Annotated in this window: 18 protein-coding genes and 1 tRNA gene; 8 read left to right on the plus strand and 11 right to left on the minus strand. The window is 63.2% G+C overall.

What is annotated here, in order from left to right; genetic code table 11:
• Positions 1-43 precede the first annotated feature (43 nt).
• Positions 44-598: an energy transducer TonB gene (locus HJA_RS09665; protein ID WP_035581463.1), complete on the minus strand. Its 555-nt coding sequence runs from the start codon at positions 596-598 to the stop codon at positions 44-46.
• A gap of 41 nt (positions 599-639) precedes the next feature.
• Positions 640-1698, minus strand: a complete 1059-nt coding sequence (locus HJA_RS09670) for an HpcH/HpaI aldolase/citrate lyase family protein (protein ID WP_035581465.1) — start codon at positions 1696-1698, stop codon at positions 640-642.
• Between the two features lie 146 nt (positions 1699-1844).
• Between HJA_RS09670 and HJA_RS18380 the strand changes: the two genes are divergently transcribed.
• Positions 1845-2021, plus strand: a complete 177-nt coding sequence (locus HJA_RS18380; protein WP_081814629.1) for a YqaE/Pmp3 family membrane protein — start codon at positions 1845-1847, stop codon at positions 2019-2021.
• A 21-nt stretch (positions 2022-2042) separates the two neighbouring features.
• Here HJA_RS18380 and HJA_RS09675 read toward each other — a convergent pair whose 3' ends face one another.
• The 5 genes from HJA_RS09675 to HJA_RS18770 all read right to left on the minus strand — a co-directional run bounded on the left by HJA_RS09675 (position 2043) and on the right by HJA_RS18770 (position 7339).
• The gene (locus tag HJA_RS09675; protein ID WP_035581467.1) at positions 2043-2279 is read right to left on the minus strand and encodes a hypothetical protein; all 237 of its coding nucleotides are present in this window, start codon (positions 2277-2279) and stop codon (positions 2043-2045) included.
• A gap of 77 nt (positions 2280-2356) precedes the next feature.
• Positions 2357-3271, minus strand: coding sequence for a site-specific tyrosine recombinase XerD (locus HJA_RS09680; protein ID WP_035581469.1), 915 nt, complete (start codon positions 3269-3271; stop codon positions 2357-2359).
• Positions 3272-3361: 90 nt separating this feature from the next.
• Positions 3362-5329 (minus strand): DUF3604 domain-containing protein, encoded by a 1968-nt coding sequence (locus tag HJA_RS09685; protein WP_051597557.1) that lies wholly within the window; start codon positions 5327-5329, stop codon positions 3362-3364.
• Between the two features lie 86 nt (positions 5330-5415).
• Entirely contained in the window at positions 5416-7215 is a 1800-nt protein-coding gene (locus tag HJA_RS09690) for a hypothetical protein (protein WP_035581471.1), read from the minus strand.
• Complete coding sequence (locus HJA_RS18770) at positions 7205-7339, minus strand: YdgA family protein (protein ID WP_162177047.1); 135 nt, start codon at positions 7337-7339, stop codon at positions 7205-7207. Before HJA_RS18770 ends, HJA_RS09690 begins: the two co-directional genes overlap by 11 nt.
• Before the next feature lie 109 nt (positions 7340-7448).
• Between HJA_RS18770 and HJA_RS09695 the strand changes: the two genes are divergently transcribed.
• The 3 genes from HJA_RS09695 to HJA_RS09705 are packed head-to-tail and all read left to right on the plus strand — an operon-like array spanning position 7449 to position 10430.
• Positions 7449-8021: a shikimate kinase gene (locus tag HJA_RS09695; RefSeq protein ID WP_035581473.1), complete on the plus strand. Its 573-nt coding sequence runs from the start codon at positions 7449-7451 to the stop codon at positions 8019-8021.
• The gene (aroB, locus tag HJA_RS09700; RefSeq protein ID WP_035581475.1) at positions 8018-9148 is read left to right on the plus strand and encodes a 3-dehydroquinate synthase; all 1131 of its coding nucleotides are present in this window, start codon (positions 8018-8020) and stop codon (positions 9146-9148) included. Before HJA_RS09695 ends, aroB begins: the two co-directional genes overlap by 4 nt.
• Positions 9149-9167: 19 nt before the next feature.
• A complete protein-coding gene (locus HJA_RS09705; protein ID WP_035581477.1) occupies positions 9168-10430 on the plus strand; it encodes an HlyC/CorC family transporter in 1263 nt (420 codons plus the stop codon).
• Here the strand turns inward: HJA_RS09705 and HJA_RS09710 are convergent.
• Positions 10410-10763, minus strand: a complete 354-nt coding sequence (locus tag HJA_RS09710) for a hypothetical protein (protein ID WP_155839915.1) — start codon at positions 10761-10763, stop codon at positions 10410-10412. The genes HJA_RS09705 and HJA_RS09710 overlap by 21 nt on opposite strands.
• 72 nt (positions 10764-10835) lie before the next feature.
• Positions 10836-11114 carry a BolA family protein gene (locus tag HJA_RS09715; protein WP_035581482.1) on the minus strand — a complete coding sequence of 93 codons (279 nt, stop codon included), beginning with the start codon at positions 11112-11114 and terminating at the stop codon, positions 10836-10838.
• Between the two features lie 31 nt (positions 11115-11145).
• Here HJA_RS09715 and HJA_RS09720 point away from each other — a divergent pair, with 31 nt between their 5' ends.
• Both HJA_RS09720 and HJA_RS09725 read left to right on the plus strand, forming a co-directional pair.
• On the plus strand, positions 11146-11772 hold the full coding sequence (locus HJA_RS09720) for a J domain-containing protein (RefSeq protein ID WP_035581484.1): 627 nt from the start codon (positions 11146-11148) through the stop codon (positions 11770-11772).
• 8 nt (positions 11773-11780) lie between these two features.
• Complete coding sequence (locus tag HJA_RS09725; RefSeq protein ID WP_241764337.1) at positions 11781-13274, plus strand: glycerol-3-phosphate dehydrogenase; 1494 nt, start codon at positions 11781-11783, stop codon at positions 13272-13274.
• 36 nt (positions 13275-13310) lie between these two features.
• Here HJA_RS09725 and HJA_RS09730 read toward each other — a convergent pair.
• Positions 13311-13395 (minus strand) — tRNA-Leu (locus tag HJA_RS09730).
• 208 nt (positions 13396-13603) lie between these two features.
• Here HJA_RS09730 and HJA_RS09735 point away from each other — a divergent pair.
• Positions 13604-14593 (plus strand): complex I NDUFA9 subunit family protein, encoded by a 990-nt coding sequence (locus tag HJA_RS09735; protein WP_035581487.1) that lies wholly within the window; start codon positions 13604-13606, stop codon positions 14591-14593.
• Between the two features lie 82 nt (positions 14594-14675).
• Here the strand turns inward: HJA_RS09735 and HJA_RS09740 are convergent, their stop codons facing one another.
• Positions 14676-15530 carry an undecaprenyl-diphosphate phosphatase gene (locus HJA_RS09740; RefSeq protein ID WP_035581489.1) on the minus strand — a complete coding sequence of 285 codons (855 nt, stop codon included), beginning with the start codon at positions 15528-15530 and terminating at the stop codon, positions 14676-14678.
• A gap of 231 nt (positions 15531-15761) precedes the next feature.
• Between HJA_RS09740 and HJA_RS09745 the strand changes: the two genes are divergently transcribed.
• Positions 15762-17204 (plus strand): NAD(P)-dependent oxidoreductase, encoded by a 1443-nt coding sequence (locus HJA_RS09745; RefSeq protein WP_035581491.1) that lies wholly within the window; start codon positions 15762-15764, stop codon positions 17202-17204.
• Position 17205: the final 1 nt, after the last annotated feature.

The following is a 17205-nucleotide window of genomic DNA, read 5'->3' on the forward strand; positions in this document are numbered from 1 at the left end:
GTTGGAACAACCTAGCACGCAGCGCTGGCAGGGAAAGAGCCGATCAGGGCGCCGCGGCCTTGTCTTCCTCGGTCCGGCAGAAATTGACCGGGACGAGTACATTGTCGATGGCGGGGCTGTCCTGGCCTTCGGCCGGTTCGAATTCTAAGGGCGCGAACACGTTCGCGGCGGCCTCGTCGAATCCGGGCAGGCTGCAGCTTGTCTGGATGTTCTGCGTCTTGCCGCCCGCCGTGATGTCGAACATCGCCTCGCACGCACCTTCCACACCCAACAGCTGGTAGACGGCCGGATATTCGAGTGTCAGGCCTGTGGTCGGTACAGGCAGCGCCTGATCCCCGCCCGCGGCGTGGGCTGTCTCGAGCCGGTCCTGCCAGCCTTCCGGCGGGTTCATTGTAACGGCCTGTGTGCCGCCGCATGGCTCGATCTCTGTTGAATGACTCAGCACTTCCAGAGTGGTCTCGCTCAAAGGCGTTTCCAGCTTCTCATTCAGAGCGTCGACCGTTTCCGGCTTGAATCCATGGTAATTTTTTTCAGCGTGTGCCGCGCCTGCTAGCGGAATGGCGCAGACGGCGGCGGCGAGCAGATGGCTAAATTTCAAAGCGTTTCTCCTTGGTTGCCCCAGGAACCCCGCTCCCCACACTAATCGCCAGAATAGGCTTTTGCCAAATCCGGGTCCTTGCTCGCGACAAGATCGGCGAGGTCGGAGATCACCTTGGCCTGTTTCCAGGTGGCGTCATCCTGCATCTTGCCGTCGATCATCGCGACGCCCGTGCCGTCCGGCATGGCGGCCAGGATCTTGCGGGCGAATTTCACTTCGTCCGGATCCGGGCTGAAGACTTTCTTGGCGATGGCGATCTGGTTCGGGTGCAGGCTCCAGGTGCCGGAACAGCCGAGCAGGAAGGCGTTGCGGAACTGCTGTTCGCAGGCGTCGAGGTCGGCAATGTCACCGAACGGGCCGTAGAAGGCATTGATCCCGGCCATGCGGCAGGCATCGACCATGCGGGCGATCGTGTAGTGCCACGGGTCCTGCTGGGCGCTGGCGCGGGCGCTGCCGTCTTCCTTCGGATCCTCAATCACGCGGTAGAAGGGGTGACCGCCGCCGACGCGGGTCGTTTTCATCTTGCGGTCTGCCGCCAGGTCTGCCGGGCCGAGGCTGATGCCCTGCATGCGCGGGGAGGCGAGGGCAATGTCTTCGACCAGTGCCATGCCCTGCGCCGTTTCGAGAATGGCGTGGAACAGGATCGGGCGGGTCAGGCCGGCCTTGGCTTCCAGCTGGGCGACATACTGGTCAGCGAAGTGGATGTCCCACGGGCCTTCGACCTTGGGCAGCATGATGACGTCCAGCTGGTGGCCGGCTTTCAGTACCAGTTCCGACACGTCTTCCTGGAACCAGGGGGAGTTCAGCGGGTTCACGCGGCTCCAGAAACCGGTGCCGTTGCCCTGCCAGTCATACATGTTGGCCATCTCGATGGCGCCTGCGCGCGCCGCATCCTTGGCATCTGCCGGGATGGCATCTTCGAGGTTGGCCAGGATCACGTCGACGCCCGGGGCCATGGACGGCACTTTCGCGCGCACTTTGTCCAGGTGCGGCGGCACGAAATGGATCATCCGCTCCAGCTTGACGGGGAGGTCTCGCATGGGCTCGGGCGCCCCAATGGCGAGCGGCTTGAAGAAATTGCGCGGTGTTTTCTGTGACATGTTCTCTGCCCCTGACTTTTGCCGATACGCCTAGGGCGAATGTTGCACCGCGTCAAATCCTCAGATTGCCGCGACACCAACAGAGGGAACGACCCTTGCGGTCAGGCGTTATTCGGGGGTGAACAGCTGATGAGAAAGGTCAAAACATGTCTATTCTGATGATCCTGCTGACCATCCTGTTCCCGCCAGTGCCTGTGGCACTCAAGGAAGGGATTGGTACGCAGCTCCTGCTCAACGTGCTTTTGACGTTGATTGGCTGGCTCCCGGGCGTCATCCACGCCTTCTGGGTCCAGACACGCGGGTCGGGCGCAATCGAAATATAATGAATTGGCGGCTTTAACCGCCTACGCGTCGGCCGTTGTTTCGCCTGCTGCCATGCGCTTTTCGGAGCGGATGGCGCGGCGGAAGACGGCAACACCGATTGCAATGACGCCAATGGCCGTCACTGCTTCGCCGCCGAGAATGACCGACTTGCCGAAATGCATTTCTGCCAGGATCGACCAGGTGGCCGTGAAGAACACAATGGCTGCAATTTCGGTCAGCAGCGCGGCCGGGATAATCGCTTTAATCAACGGGCCCATGGGCTCTCTCCACATCTTAAGCCGGCAATATCGGCCCATGACCGCCTGATCGCAAGCGCGTTTAGCTGTTTTGAGGCTCAGCGGCTGGCCAGCGGGTGGGCGGTTTCCAGCAGTTCGGCGAGTTCATCTGTCAGGACGTGGGTGTAGATCTGCGTCGTGGCGATGTCGGCATGACCGAGCAGGGTCTGCACGCTGCGCAGGTCAGCGCCGCCCATCAGAAGGTGGGTAGCATAGGCATGGCGCAGGGCGTGCGGATGCACCCGGTCCGGACGAATCCCCGCCATGATCGCCAGCTCTTCCAGCAACTGGCCGAGGCGGCGGCGCGTCAGATGGCCTTCCTTGCCGCGAGACGGGAAGACGAATTTCTCGGCGCGCGTGCGGGCGAGGCTGTTCCTGGGCAGTGTCTCTTCGCGCACGGCCAGCCAGTCCGACAGCGCTGCCAGTGCCGGGCCGCCCAGCGGGCAGAGCCGTTCCTTGCCGCCCTTACCGCGAATGATGACATCGCGCGTCACCCAGCGCTCGCCCTTGCGGCGGGGGAGGGAGCCGAGCGTCAGCGACACAAGTTCCGAGACACGCAGGCCTGCGCCGTAGAGCAATTCGACCAGCGCCTTCAGGCGCAGGTCTTCCCCGCAGGCATCAATCAGCCGGGCCATTTCCTCGCGTGACAGCACATCCGGCACATCGCGGGAAGGTTTCGGTCCGTCCAGCTTTGCCGTCGGATCGTCCTTGCGGTCGCCCTCTTCGAACAGGAAGCGGAAGAAGCGCCGGACGGCAGAAAGTTTCCGGGCCTGAGACGACGGCGCCATGCCGCGTGCAGCGAGGTCTGCCAGCCAACCGGCCAGGTCCCGCGCCCCTGCGGTCTCCAGCTTTCCGCCGCAATATTCAGACGCGTCCAGCAGGTCGCGCCCATAGGCGTCGAGCGTATTGGGCGAAGCGCCCCGCTCGGCGGACATCATTTCCAGGAAGGCTTCGATACGCGCGCGATCAGACATGCCTCCAGCCTGGCAGGCATACATTGAAAGGGCGTGAACAAGATGCCGGCCGAAGCCCGGGCGTTTCAGCCCAGGCTTCGGCCAGAGTGATTAACCTTCCGGATTATACCAGACGGGGCTCGTCCAGGCGCGTTCCTGGATGGTCGAGGGCATATCCGGATTGGGCGGCGTGCCATTGCGGGCGGCATCCCAGCTGGACCAGCGGCAGGACGGGTTTTCCAGCACACGGACGTAGTAGGCTGACCGCCGTGCCGGGTCGAAGTCCGGGTCGGTCCAGATGGCTTTCATCTCGCCGACGCCTGTGCCGTCATTCGTGGAGCAGTCGGTCAGGTCAACGCTGGCCCCATTGTCCGGACACCGATGGGTTTGCGGATCGGGCAGGGCGCCGCCGGAACAGGCCGCATCATAGACGGCCTCATGGGCTGTGCCGTCGGCATCGGTCCAGACTTTCACCACCTGCACGCGCTGCAGGGGATAGGAGTCCGGATCGCGCATCGCCCAGGCCAGGATCTGCGGCGCTGCACCAGTGCCGGTCAGGTTCCCGCCCTGCGGGACGCCTGACTCATAGGCGTTGGCGACAAGGTCCGGATCGGAGAGGATGCCATCCTCAAAGTTGAAGCTTGCGAACATGCGGGCCTTCAGGCGCGGGCCTGATGTGCCGAATGTCTCCTTGCGGCGGATCGCATCGAAGATGGCTTCGCGCGTATTTTCGTCCGCCCACACACCGGCAAGGCCCGAGGCGCTGTACTGGCTGGCAGCCAGCAGGCGCCGCATGTTCGGAACCATCACACCATCGGCGGGAATGGACGCCTCGGTTTCCGTGGCGTCCCAGGTCATTGCGCCATTCGGCGGAATGGAATGGCGCGCCGCGGGATCGGCGCCGTCTGCCGGGAACTTGCCCCAGAATTTTTCCTCGATGAAGGGTCCGGCGCCGATATGCGTGTCGCTGGAACCGATGAAGCCGAACTTGAACGGGTTGAAGCCTTTCGTGTCTGCCAGGCCAAGGCCGCGGGCAAGCGCGTTGCGGGCATAGTCTCCAACATGTGGAGAGGATTTGGCTGCGCTGCCGATGAAGGTCTCGTAGAGTTCGAAATTGGCCCATTCGTCATTCGGCGAAAGGGAGGGGTGAACTTCCGACGTGCCCTTGATCTGGGTAATCTCAATGACAGGCTCGTTCCGCATACGGGTCACGGCATAGTCTGCCGTCAGCTCTCCGCCCTCATAGGTTTCGGACGCGAACATCTCGCCATTGGAGGCGTTCGAATTGTGCGGGATGGACATGACGTCCCGGCCGTCTGCACGCTGGGCGTCCATCCAGTCCCAAAGGTCTTCCGGGTTCGGAGAATCGAGTGTGGAGAAGAGACGCGCAGGCGCTTCACCGCGGAAGATCACATTCCGGTGCAGGTTTGCCGCCGCCGGGATTTCCGATTCCAGTACTGGCGTCATGGCTGTGAATTCATAGCCCGCGAATGTGGTGAACTTGCCGGGCTCATAATGGCGTTCAGCGGCGTCGATGGCGCGCTGCCAGGCCGAGTCGATCACATCGCGGTCATAGATCTCCTCGATCTCGTCCCCGGACACGATGGTGAGGCCGACATTCTGGAAAGACTGGGCCGGGTTCTCGGCATCCGGTCCGAACACGGTCTTGGCAAAGGCGGTCTGGGAGAGGGCCGAACCGGGCGTCGCCATCACCGGCATGATGCCCATATATTCGCCATGGTCGGTCACGGCCAGGAAATCGAGCGGGCCGTTCAGCTGGACGTCGTATCCGCCATCGGTGGTGATCTTCTCCCCCTTGGCAAAGCGGTAGGCATCGTCCGGCGTGGCGCGAACTGAAGAGATGAAGGCGTCAAAGGACTGGCCGGTGTGAACATGCAGGTCACCGAACAGGGCGACCCGGTTTGCCGGGGCAGGGGGCAATGTTTCTGCTGGTGCCGTTTCGGCCAGCGCCTCCGGCGTCGCTGCGGCTGTTTCCGGTGGTGCGGTCGTTTCCTGCTGAGCGGTGCAGCCCGCCGCAAGCAGCAAGACGGCGAGGCTCGCCTGTCCCAGATATTTCATGCTTTCCTCCCTCGGGCCTCTCGTCCGGGCCATCTCAGTGAGGGCAGCATCTGCCTTTTGCGGCAGAGATCAAGTCAGATGCGAGGTTAAGGCGCTTCTTTCCAGTATCCCGTCGCTTCCAGCGCCAGGAGGCGGGCGGCATCCTCCGCGCCGACATCCTGCAGCGCCGCCAGGATGAGCGTGATGTCCGCAAGGCCAAGTTCCGACGCATCCCCATTGGTCAGCGAGACGGTGCGCAGCACGACTTCCGCAGCCGTGCCGGAGCGCGCGGCAGCCCAGACCGCGATGGCGTCACCCGGAGCAGACGAGGCATCGGACACGGGACTTTCGAGCGAGAGGAAGGTCCGCGCCTCGGAAGGCGGGGCTGTGCCGGCTGCCGTCCACAGGGCAAAGATACGGGCAGCGGCTTCGGTCTTTCCCTCCATTTCCGCAGCCGCAATCAGGTCGTCTGCGGCTTTGCGTATGGCGCTCTTGCTGGCATCCGGATCCGAAAGGATCACGAGCGCGCCGATCCAGGCGGCGTTGAAGGATGGCGGGTCCGGAACGGGTTCCGGCTCAGGCTCCGGGTCTGGTGAGAGCGCGTCTTCGTCAGTACCGGGGTCTTGTTCGCGCCCCGCTTCTGCAAGACTGGAATCGTCGTCAGGTCCGGCACTGTCAGCGGCATCGGGCACAGGGTCGTCTTCGGGCGCCGGGCCAATGTCTTCCAGAAGGGCCGTGGGCATGGCCGGAGCGAGGCTGATGGGTTCAGGCTCCGGCTCTGGTTCAGGCGGGGTCACCCAGCGCAGGGCTTCTTCCAGTTCACCTGCAGCAATATTGGCCCGGGCAAAGAGAAGCGCCTTGTCCTCGGTGTCCGGACCAAGCGGCAGCCGCGCCATGCCATCGCGCAGAAGGCTGGCGGTCGCGGCAAAGCGGGCGGGGTTCGCCTGTGCCTCTTCCAGCGCGGCAGCGATTGCCTCGGCGGTTTCGGCATCGGAGCGCGCGCCATCGGCATCGGCGAATTTCGCCTCGCTGAGCAAAGTACGCGGATTGAAACCGTCCGCGGCGAGGGCGGAATTGTAGGCAATGCGGAATTCTTCCCGGTCGATCAGGCCGGCCTCGGCCGCGATCTGGGCAGCTTTCACGCGTACATCCGGCGGGGTCAGCTTGCGCCGGGCCATAGCTGCGGCAATGTCGGCGCGGTCCTCGGGCACAGCGTCCGGCGTCACTTCCAGAAAGGCGCGGTTTGACATGACGAAGCCGATGCCGTTGTCGAACTTCGCTTTTGGCGGCTTCGGTGCAACGCCCGACATGGCGAAGATCGCAGCGGACAGCCAGCTGTCTTCCACGCCCTGGGCCTGCGCCATTTCCATGGCGAGTTCGGCGCCGGACGTGTTGCCTGCAAGCGCGGCGCAGACGGCGCGTAGTTTCGGCCAGTAATCGCCTTCAAGGCCCGGCGTGGTGAGGGCTTCGCAGGCGGTGGCTTCATTGCCCAGAACGAGGTTCAGGTCTGCTGCCATGGCGGCGGCATCCGGCGATCCCAGCTCAGCGAACTGGCCGGCGGCAGCGGCGGCTTCGCCCAGTTCAAAGGCGATGCGGGCGCGTTCGGCCAGAAGCGCGTCGCTGTCTTCGCCTTCCGGGGCCTGTCCCGCTGACAGGGCGAGGCGGCGCATCAGCATCTGCTCTGCGGGGCTGAGGCCCTTCGTCCGGGCCTCTTGCATCAGGGCAAGCAGGTCTTCGCCGCGCGCGCCCCGCCACATGCGGGTGCGAAGGGCTGGTTCGTCCTCTTCGAGGTAGCTGATTCCCCACGGGTCGACCTGTTCCAGCCAGCTGTCCTCGATCTGCGCATGGGCAGGACAACTCAGGAGTGTGGCCAGGGCCGCGCCGGCAAGGAGGCGCCTAGACCACATCTTCAACCTCGATCCGGATCTCGCCCGGGGCAGGCTTGCCCTGTTCGGCCTTGGTTCCCAGCCACCACAGGCCTGCCAGCCCAATCACCGCCAAAACGCCAAGCAGGATCAGGAATTTGCGCATGAGATCACACCTCTGGGTTGTATTCAGACTTTTGCGGTCCACCTTCACCAATTGCGAAGGCCTCACCGTCTCTATAGGAAATGAACCGAACCGGCCATGAAAGTCCAGAATGCCTTCTGACAGCGACAGTCCAGCGCAACAAAAACCGGCGGCTCTGCCTTATGAGTCGCGCACGATTGCGCTTGTCGGCCTGATGGGGGCGGGCAAGTCGACGGTCGGGCGGCGGCTGGCGGAGAAGCTGGGCCGGCCTTTCTATGACAGCGACTCAGAGATCGAGAAGGCCGCCGGCCTGTCGATCTCCGACATCTTCGCCCTGCATGGCGAAGCAGACTTCCGGCGCGGCGAACAACAGGTTCTCAAACGCCTGCTGGCGATGCCGCCGCATGTGCTGGCGACCGGGGGCGGGGCCTACCTCAATGAAGAGACGCGGGCCCTGATGCGCGAACATGCGATCACGGTCTGGCTGAATGCCGATCTCGAAACCCTGTGGAAGCGCGTCCAGAAGCGCGACACCCGCCCGCTGCTGCAGCGCGACGATGCCAAGAGCGTGCTGACAAACCTGCTGGCCGAACGTGAGCCGATCTATTCGCAGGCCGACCTCGTCGTGCGATCCAAGGACGGTCCGCACACGAACACGGTGAATGCCATCCTGAAGGCCCTGAAGACCTGGAAACCCCAATGAGTGTAACGGCCCCCGAACTGGAAACCGTGTCTGTCGATCTCGGCGCCCGGTCTTACGATATTCTTGTCGGGCATGGCGCCTTGGCGGAGCTGGGCCCGCGCCTGTTGCCGATGCTGAAGCAGAAGCGCGTCTTCGTGCTGACCGACGAACATGTCGAAGCTGCCCACCGGGCGCGCGTTGAGGCGGTGCTGGAGGCGTCCGGTATCCGATCCAGCTGGCTGGCGCTGACGCCCGGTGAGAAGACCAAGAGCTTCACCAATCTCGAAGCCATTCTCGACTGGCTGCTCGAAGGCGGGGCAGACCGGGCCGACATTCTGGTGGCGCTCGGCGGCGGGGTGATCGGCGACATTGCCGGTCTCTCGGCCAGCCTGATGAAGCGCGGCATGGGCTTCGTGCAGGTGCCGACAACGCTGCTGGCACAGGTCGATTCTTCCGTTGGCGGAAAGACGGCGGTGAACAGCGCGCGCGGCAAGAATCTGATCGGGGCGTTTTACCAGCCCCGGCTGGTGATCGCCGACACGGAATTGCTCGCCACGCTGCCGGCGCGGGAGCTGCGGGCTGGCTATGCCGAAATTGTCAAATACGGCCTGATCAATGATCCGGCCTTCTTCGACTGGCTGGAAGCGAACGGCGCGCGCGTGCTGGCGCTTAAGGCCGATGCGATCACCTATGCCGTCGCTGTCAGCTGCCGGGCAAAGGCGGCGATCGTGGCCGAAGACGAGACCGAAAAGGGCGTACGCGCGCTGCTGAACCTTGGCCACACATTCGGCCACGCGCTGGAAGCGGCAAACAATTACCGGCCGGATCTCCTGCACGGTGAAGCCGTCGCCATCGGCATGGCGCTCGCCTTCCGCTATGGCGCCGCCGAAGGCATCACACCGGCGGAAGATGCTGCGAGGGTGAAGCGCATGCTGGAATCCTCCGGATTGCAGGCGGCTATTCCCGGCCGGCAGGGTGGAGCATATACGGCAGCGGAACTGGTCCGGCTGATGCAGCAGGACAAAAAGGCCAGCGGCGGGAAGGTGCCGCTGATCCTCGCCCGCGGAATCGGACAGGCCTACATTCATCCCGATGCAGACCTTGCCGCCGTGGAGAAATTCCTGCGCAGTGAAACTCTAGAGGGATAACAGGGGCAGACGGGCTGACATGATCGCCGGTTACATCATCGCCATTTTCGTATTGCTGGCGCTTTCAGGCTTTTTCTCGGGCTCCGAGACGGCCCTGACGGCGGCCTCGCGGGCGCGCATGCATGCGCTGGAGAAGGAAGGCGACAAGCGCGCTGCTGCCGTTAACCGGCTGATCTCCAATCGGGAAGGGCTGATCGGCTCCATCCTGCTCGGCAACAATGTCGTGAACATTCTGGCCTCGGTCCTGGCAACGTCGCTGTTCACGCAGCTTTTCGGTCAGGGCGGTGTGGCCATGGCCATGGCTACCGGCGTGATGACGATCCTCGTGCTCGTCTTTGCCGAAGTGATGCCGAAGACCTATGCCATCGGTCGTCCGGATGCGATGGCCATGAGCGTGGCGGGCATCATCTCCGTTCTCGTGGCGCTCGCTTCATGGATCGTGACGGCGATCCAGGCGATCGTCTCGGTGACGCTGAAGCTTCTGGGCCTTGGTGCACCGGCCGAAGCGATCACGGCGGATGAGGAAATCCGCGGCGCAATCGACCTGCATGCCTCCGAAGGCGGGGTGGGCGATGCCGACCGCCAGCGTCTCGTCGGCGCGCTCGACCTCAAGGAACTGACCGTCGAAGACGTCATGATCCACCGCAAGAACATCAAGATGCTGAGCGCCGATCTCGATCCGCGCCAGATGGTGATGAAGGCACTGGCGAGCCCGCACACACGGATCCCGCTTTATCGCGGCGAGAAGGAAGAGATCGTCGGTATTCTGCATGCCAAGGATCTCCTGCGGGCCATCATTCCGCTGGGCGGGAACCTCGCCAGCCTCGATCTCGATGCGATCATGCGCAAACCCTGGTTCGTGCCGGAAACGACGCCGGTGCAGGACCAGCTCGATGCCTTCCTGAAAGAACGTAGCCACTTTGCCCTCGTCATCGACGAGTATGGCGAATTACAGGGCCTGATTACGCTGGAAGACATTCTGGAAGAGATTGTCGGCTCTATCCATGACGAACACGACATCGCCGTGCAGGGCGTGCGCCCGCAGGAGGATGGCTCCGTCAATGTCGATGGCTGGGTGCCGATCCGCGATGTGAACCGGGCGATGAACTGGAACCTGCCGGACGATGAAGCCGTCACGGTGGCCGGCCTCGTCATTCACGAAGCGCAGACCATTCCGGAAGCCGGGCAGAGTTTCGTGTTCCATGGATACCGTTTCAACGTGCTGCGCCGCCAGCGCAACCAGGTGACCGGGCTGAATATCTCAGTAATCGAGCCCGCCTGAAGCCGGCGTCACGGTCGATACATTCATTGCCGCCTGCTGGCGCGAGGCCGGGCTGTTGCAGCCGTGGCGGATCAGCCATTTGCGCTGGTCCGGGGTCACGACATGGGCGCTGATCACATCGAGATCATCCGCCGGCACGAGGGCGTAGGTTGTTTCCCGGGAGGGAAGGTCATTGGAGACGGGGATGAACAGCACCTGGTCGCTGGCTACGCAGACAGTGTCCCGGATCTCCTGCAACTGCCATTGGTCGGCGCGCGGCTCCGTGTCTTCTGCGGAGGCTGCGCACACGCAGCCGCCTGCGGCCAGAGCCGCCATGATCATCCTGATTACCATCACCCGTTCTCCTCGACGGTGTTGAGGAGAATACGTTCAGGTAGGCAAAGGGGTTCCGAAGATTCTTGAGAATCAGGCCTTCGGTGCGCTGGCTTTGAGGGCCAGCGCATGCAGGCCGGTGTCGAATTCCTGTTGCAGGGCCAGCATGACGGTACGCTGGATCTGCACGCGTGACAGGCCCTCAAAGGCGGGGGAGACGATTTTCACGCTGTAATGCGTCTCACCCTCAGGCCTGGCGCCTGCATGGCCGGCATGTTTGGCACTGTCATCGCTGATTTCCAGCTCAACAGGCTCAAAAGCTTCCGTCAGGAGGTCATGAATCCGCGACAGTCTGTCAGTCAGTTGTGGCATCTTTAACGCGCACTCCCTATTATCCCGGGTCATGTCCGATGGCGATCCATTCCCCTACCGAGTCAAGTTCACCGATATAAGGGTGAACCCGCCGCCCGACGAGGTGTCGCGTGCGCGTGCCCGCAAGACACGCGTCTGCGATCACAAGGGCTGCGACCTGGAAGGCAGCCACCCGGCGCCCAAGCGGGGCGGGAAGGGGCGCCACCATTTCTGCGCCAAGCATATTGCCGAATACAATCGCAGCTTCAATTTCTTCGAAGGCATGTCGCAGGCTGAGGCGGCCGCGTTCGCCCGGGCCGAGCGATTCGGCCACAAGCGGACCTGGCGTTTCGGTACCGGCCCGATGGCGGGCAAGAAAAGCGCAGACCAGTTCGACCCGCGCCGCTGGGCCGGGCGCCGCTTCTTCGACATGGATGATGTCGCCGAAGCGACCGGCAATGCCACATCCGGCCGCCGGTCCAGCCTGCAGGTGCGGGCGCTGCGGGAACTGGATCTGGAGGCCGATGCGTCGCCGAACGAGATCCGCGTGCGCTACGCCGAATATGTGCGGCGCTTCCACCCGGATTCGAACCAGGGCGATCGTTCTTCTGAAGACAAGCTGCAGCGGGTGCTGCGTGCCGGCAAATTCCTGAAGGCCGCCGGCCTGATGAAAGGGTAGGGCGCCTGGTGCACGACCTGCTTGTCATCGGCGGGGGTATCAATGGCACGGGCATTGCCCGCGATGCCGCCGGGCGTGGCCTCGACGTGGTGCTCGTGGAAAAGGATGACCTGGCCCAGCATACAAGTTCTGCCAGCACGAAACTGATTCATGGCGGGCTGCGCTATCTGGAAATGTATGATTTCGCGCTTGTCCGAAAAGCGCTGATCGAGCGGGAAATCCTGCTGCGCGCTGCGCCGCACATTATCTGGCCGATGCGGTTCGTCCTGCCGCATGACAAGGACCAGCGCCCCGCCTGGCTGATCCGGCTCGGCTTGTTCCTGTATGACCATCTGGGCGGCCGGAAGATGTTGCCGCCAACAAAGATGCTGCGCCGGGGGAAGACGGACAAGCTTTCTCCGCTCAAGGAGGAATTCAGGCTCGCCTTCGAATATTCCGATTGCTGGGTGGAGGATTCCCGTCTCGTCGTCCTGAATGCGGTCGATGCGAAAGAACGCGGCGCGGAGGTGCGCACGCGTACTGCCTGCACAAAGCTCGTGCGCCACAAGGGTCACTGGGACGCCGAATTTACTTCCGCGCAGGGGACGGAAACGCGCCAGTTCCGCGCCGTCGTGAATGCCGCAGGCGGCTGGGTGGACGAGATCATTGATCTTGCCGACCCGAAGGATACAGCCACGCATCTGCGTCTGGTCAAAGGCAGTCACATCATCGTGCCCAAATGGCATGAGGGCGAGCACGCCTTTTTCTTCCAGAATGCCGACGGCCGCATCATGTTCGCCATCCCGTATGAGCGGGGCGAATATACGCTGATCGGGACGACCGATATTCCGTACACCGCTGACAAGGACAAGGTGGAGATCAGCCCGGAAGAGATCGAATATCTCTGCGCAGGGGCCAGCGAATACTACCAGCGGACCATCACCCCGGCGGATGTGGTTGCCACCTATTCGGGAGTCCGCCCCCTCTATGACGACCATGCGGCATCGGCCTCAAAGGTCACACGGGATTTCGTGCTGCACTACGAGACCGATGGCGGCGCGCCGATCCTCTCCGTCTTTGGGGGCAAGATCACGACTTACCGGGAGCTTGCCGAAGAGGCCGTCGCCGAACTTGCGCCCCTGTTCGAGGGCCTGCCGAAATCCTGGACGAAGAAAGCCAGCCTGCCGGGTGGCGACATTCCGGCGGCAAATTTCGATGCCTATCTTTCCGGTCTCGTGCTGAGCCATCCGCACCTGCCGGTCGAGTTGCTGACACGTCTCGCCCGCGCCTATGGCACGCGGACGCGCGCCCTGCTGGGAAAGGCGGAGACGCTTGCGGACCTCGGCCGGGACTTTGGCGGCGGGCTCACCGAGCGGGAGGTCGGCTGGCTGGTCGAACAGGAATTCGCCCGCAGCGCCGACGACATCCTCCACCGCCGCTCGAAGCTCTATCTGCACATGACGGGAGAGGAGCAGGCAGCCTTCACGGACTGGTTCAACACCAGCCATCCCGTACCAGCCTGAATTCCGGACAATAAAAAACCCTGCCGAAGCAGGGTTTGGTGCCCAGAAGAGGACTCGAACCTCCACGCCTTGCGGCACACGGACCTGAACCGTGCGCGTCTACCAATTCCGCCATCTGGGCCGATGGGTCTCCGCTCCGGGGAGCGGCGAAGGCGCGTCATAGAGCCAAGGGCGCGGCACTGTCAATCCGCCAGATGCGTGAAGCGGCATCTGCTGGCATTATGTGCAGGTGCCCGTGCGCTGCTGCGCCCCACACAGCGGCCATAGACACGCCCCCCGGCGTGTGGTGAAAGGCGTGAAATCAACCGTTCAGGCAGGGTTTGACCACAATGACCAAGGGCTTGGTGACCATTTTCGGCGGATCGGGCTTTATCGGGCGCTATGCGGCCCGTGAGCTGGTGAAAAAAGGCTGGCGTGTGCGCGTGGCCTGCCGGCGGGTGAATCTGGCGGGCGATGTGCGCCTCGCAGGGGCACCGGGCTGGGTCGACATCTCTCAGGCCAATATCCGTGACCGCGCCTCGATCGAGCGGGCGCTGGACGGCGCCGATGCCGTGGTGAACCTGGTTGGCGTCCTAGTCGAGAAGGGCAAGCAGACCTTCGAATCGACGCAGGCTGAAGGCGCGGCGCTTCTGGCCGAAGTGGCGGCAGAGAAGGGGATTACCCGCTTCGTGCAGGTGTCCGCCATCGGCGCGGATGCCGAATCCAAATCGGACTATGCCAAGACAAAGGCCGCGGCCGAAGAAGCCGTGCGCGGCGCTGTGCCGACCGCGACGATCCTGCGCCCCTCCGTCGTGTTCGGCCCGGAAGACGAGTTCTTCAACAAGTTCGCCCAGATGGCGCGCGTTGCGCCGCTGATGCCCGCCATCGGTGGCGGCAAGACGAAGATGCAGCCCGTGTATGCCGGCGATGTGGCCGAGGCGATTGCCGTGGCCGTCGATGACGCATCGACCGAAGGCAAGACCTATGAGCTGGGCGGCCCGCGCGTCTATACGATGAACGAGATCTACGACTTCATCTGCGCCACCATCGATCGTCCACGCTTCAAGGTCACGCTGCCCTTCTTTGCGGCCAAGCCGCTGGGCTATCTGTCGGGCGCGGTCTGGCGTTATGTCCCGCCATTCTCCTGGGGCTTTCTGGGCCAGCCGCCGGTCACCGGCGACCAGGTCGAGATGCTGAAGACAGACAATGTGGTGGCCGACGACGCCCTGACGCTGGCGGACCTTGGCGTGACCACGCTGGAATCGGTCGAAGCCATCGTGCCGACCTATCTCTGGCGCTTCCGCGATTATGGCGAGTTCCACAAGGCATCCGAGGCCTGAGGCACTTTTCTCGTTTTCCGTAAAAAAGCCGGCAGCCCACCCGGGTTGCCGGCTTTTTTGTGTCTGGATTTGTGGTGGCGGCCTAGAAGAACCCGACCAGCGGTGAGCCGAGGATCAGCAGGGCGCCCAGCAGGAAGCGGTACAGCACGAAAGGCAGGAAGCTCATCCGGCGGAGCAGAGCCATCAGGCCCCAGATCGAGGCAAGGCCTGTGATGAAGGCGATGCCAGCCACCACGAGGCCGTCCTGCAGGGTCAGGACACCCGTGCCGTCCGGGTCTGCCGTGAAGAGGCCGTAGGCGCCATAAAGGCCTGCAGCGGCGAGGATCGGCGCGCCGATCAGCATGGAGATGCGGGCGGCTTCTGTACGCTCATAGCCGAGCGCGCGGGCGGCGGTCATGGTAATGCCGGACCGGCTGGTGCCGGGGATGATCGCGGCGATGGCCTGCGTTGCCCCGATCAGGGCCGCATGGGCGAGGGTCATGTCCTCTTCCTTCCGGGTGCGCGGGCCGGCGACATCCGCCCACCAGAGCAGGGCGCCGAAGAAGATTGTCGCCCCGGCCACGGTGTAGACGCTGCGCATCATGTCCTGCAGGTTTTGCGGCAGCACGGCCTCGTATAGCAGGGCGGCGATCAGCGCGATGGGCGTCGCCACGATCACGCAGGCCGCGAGGCGTCCGCCCTGCGACAGGGGCTTCTTCGAAACGGGCGCTGCCAGCAGCTCAAACCCGCCGAGAATGGCGAGACCCACATCTTTGCGGAAATAGATCAGCATCGCCGCCAGCGTGCCGAGATTGGAGACGGCATTGATGAGGAGCTCATCGCGTCCCGTGACGCCAAACGTGTCGGAGGCGAGGAGAACATGCGCGGAGGAAGAGATGGGCAGCCATTCCGTGATCCCCTGCAGGGTCGCGATGATGGCAAGCTGTAGCAGTGACAACGGGCTGGCCTTTCAGAGCTTTCCCCGCAGGTCTAATTTGGTTTGAGCCGGGAGGCACGCGCTTTTCTCAATATCGTTATGATATGTAATGGCTGTTTTCTAACGGCAGGAAGGGTCTGTAGAGAGGTGATTTTCAGTATCCAATATCATAATGATACTTAGTGTTGCAGATTCATCTTGCCCGTCGGCCGCGCTGGTTCTATGCCCTGATCAGAGTTTCGGGAGGCCCGTATGCCAGAGAAAATGCTGCAGTTCACACATGTTCCGCGCACCATGCCTGACAAGCGGGGTGCGGATAAGCGCGCAGCGGATTTCGATGAGATCTATGATGCCTTCAGCGCGGACGCGGCGGCGGCACAGGCCTCGCGCTGTTCGCAATGCGGCGTGCCTTTCTGCCAGCAGGGCTGCCCGTTGCAGAACAATATCCCGGACTGGCTGCGTCTTGCCGCCGAGGGCCGTCTGGAAGAAGCCTGGCGCGTTTCTTCGGCAACCAACAACATGCCGGAGATCTGCGGACGTATCTGTCCGCAGGACCGGCTTTGCGAAGGCATCTGCACGATCGAACAATCCGGCCATGGTACGGTGACGATCGGATCGATCGAGAAATACATCACGGACAATGCGTGGGCGGAAGGCTGGGTGGAGCCGATCAAGCCGATGCGCGAGCGCAAGCAATCGGCCGGGATCATCGGGGCAGGGCCGGCAGGCCTCGCTGCAGCCGAACAGCTGCGCCGCAAGGGCTATCAGGTGACGATCTATGATGCCTATGACCGGGGCGGCGGCCTGCTGACCTATGGCATTCCGGGTTTCAAGCTGGAGAAGGATGTCGTCGAGCGCCGGATCAAGCGGCTGGAAGACTCCGGCATCAAGTTCAAGTTCAACACGCGCGTCGGGCAGAAAGTAACGCTGCAGAAGCTGCGGGATACGCATGACACGGTGCTGATCGCAACCGGCGTCTATGCGGCCAAGGATCTGAAATGCCCCGGCTCCGGCGCTGACGGCGTGCATGCGGCGCTGGACTATCTCACCGCATCGAACCGCAAGGGCTTCGGCGACGCTGTGGCGGAATTCGACGTCGGCACGCTGGATGCGAAGGACAAGCGCGTTGTCGTCATCGGCGGCGGCGACACGGCCATGGACTGTGTCCGCACCGCCATTCGCCAGGGCGCCAAGGAAGTGACCTGTCTCTATCGCCGCGACCGGGCCAACATGCCGGGTAGCCAGCGTGAAGTGCAGAATGCCGAGGAAGAGGGGGTCAAATTTGAATGGCTCGCCAGCCCCGAGGCCATTCTTGACACCAAGGGCAAGGCGAAAGGCGTGCGCGCCGCACGGATGAAACTGGGCGAGCCGGATGCGTCTGGCCGCCAGAGCCCGGTGAAAACCGGCGAGACCTTCAATGTGAAAGCGGACATGGTGATCAAGGCCTTGGGCTTCGACCCGGAAGACCTGCCGGCCCTCTTCGACGAACCGGCCCTTTCGGTCAATCGCTGGGGCGCGGTGAAGGTCGACTATTCGACGATGGAAACCAGCCTGCCGGGTGTTTACGCCGCCGGCGATATTGTGCGCGGCGCGTCTCTGGTCGTCTGGGGCATCAAGGATGGCCGGGACGCAGCAGAAGCCATGCACCAGGCAATGAGACAGGACGCACGCGCGTCGAAAGTGGCGGCGGAGTAAT

Origin of the sequence: Hyphomonas jannaschiana VP2, from assembly GCF_000685215.1 — a bacterium.
GTDB lineage: Bacteria > Pseudomonadota > Alphaproteobacteria > Caulobacterales > Hyphomonadaceae > Hyphomonas > Hyphomonas jannaschiana.

Bases quoted from the DNA above. Each gene is read 5' to 3' on its own strand.
- HJA_RS09670 (WP_035581465.1), bottom strand. From the start codon at position 1,698: ATGTCACAGAAAACACCGCGCAATTTCTTCAAGCCGCTCGCCATTGGG.
- HJA_RS18380 (WP_081814629.1), top strand. From the start codon at position 1,845: ATGTCTATTCTGATGATCCTGCTGACCATCCTGTTCCCGCCAGTGCCT.
- HJA_RS09675 (WP_035581467.1), bottom strand. From the start codon at position 2,279: ATGGGCCCGTTGATTAAAGCGATTATCCCGGCCGCGCTGCTGACCGAA.
- HJA_RS09680 (WP_035581469.1), bottom strand. From the start codon at position 3,271: ATGTCTGATCGCGCGCGTATCGAAGCCTTCCTGGAAATGATGTCCGCC.
- HJA_RS09685 (WP_051597557.1), bottom strand. From the start codon at position 5,329: ATGAAATATCTGGGACAGGCGAGCCTCGCCGTCTTGCTGCTTGCGGCG.
- HJA_RS09690 (WP_035581471.1), bottom strand. From the start codon at position 7,215: ATGTGGTCTAGGCGCCTCCTTGCCGGCGCGGCCCTGGCCACACTCCTG.
- HJA_RS18770 (WP_162177047.1), bottom strand. From the start codon at position 7,339: ATGCGCAAATTCCTGATCCTGCTTGGCGTTTTGGCGGTGATTGGGCTG.
- HJA_RS09695 (WP_035581473.1), top strand. From the start codon at position 7,449: ATGCCTTCTGACAGCGACAGTCCAGCGCAACAAAAACCGGCGGCTCTG.
- aroB (WP_035581475.1), top strand. From the start codon at position 8,018: ATGAGTGTAACGGCCCCCGAACTGGAAACCGTGTCTGTCGATCTCGGC.
- HJA_RS09705 (WP_035581477.1), top strand. From the start codon at position 9,168: ATGATCGCCGGTTACATCATCGCCATTTTCGTATTGCTGGCGCTTTCA.
- HJA_RS09710 (WP_155839915.1), bottom strand. From the start codon at position 10,763: ATGGTAATCAGGATGATCATGGCGGCTCTGGCCGCAGGCGGCTGCGTG.
- HJA_RS09715 (WP_035581482.1), bottom strand. From the start codon at position 11,114: ATGCCACAACTGACTGACAGACTGTCGCGGATTCATGACCTCCTGACG.
- HJA_RS09720 (WP_035581484.1), top strand. From the start codon at position 11,146: ATGTCCGATGGCGATCCATTCCCCTACCGAGTCAAGTTCACCGATATA.
- HJA_RS09735 (WP_035581487.1), top strand. From the start codon at position 13,604: ATGACCAAGGGCTTGGTGACCATTTTCGGCGGATCGGGCTTTATCGGG.
- HJA_RS09745 (WP_035581491.1), top strand. From the start codon at position 15,762: ATGCCAGAGAAAATGCTGCAGTTCACACATGTTCCGCGCACCATGCCT.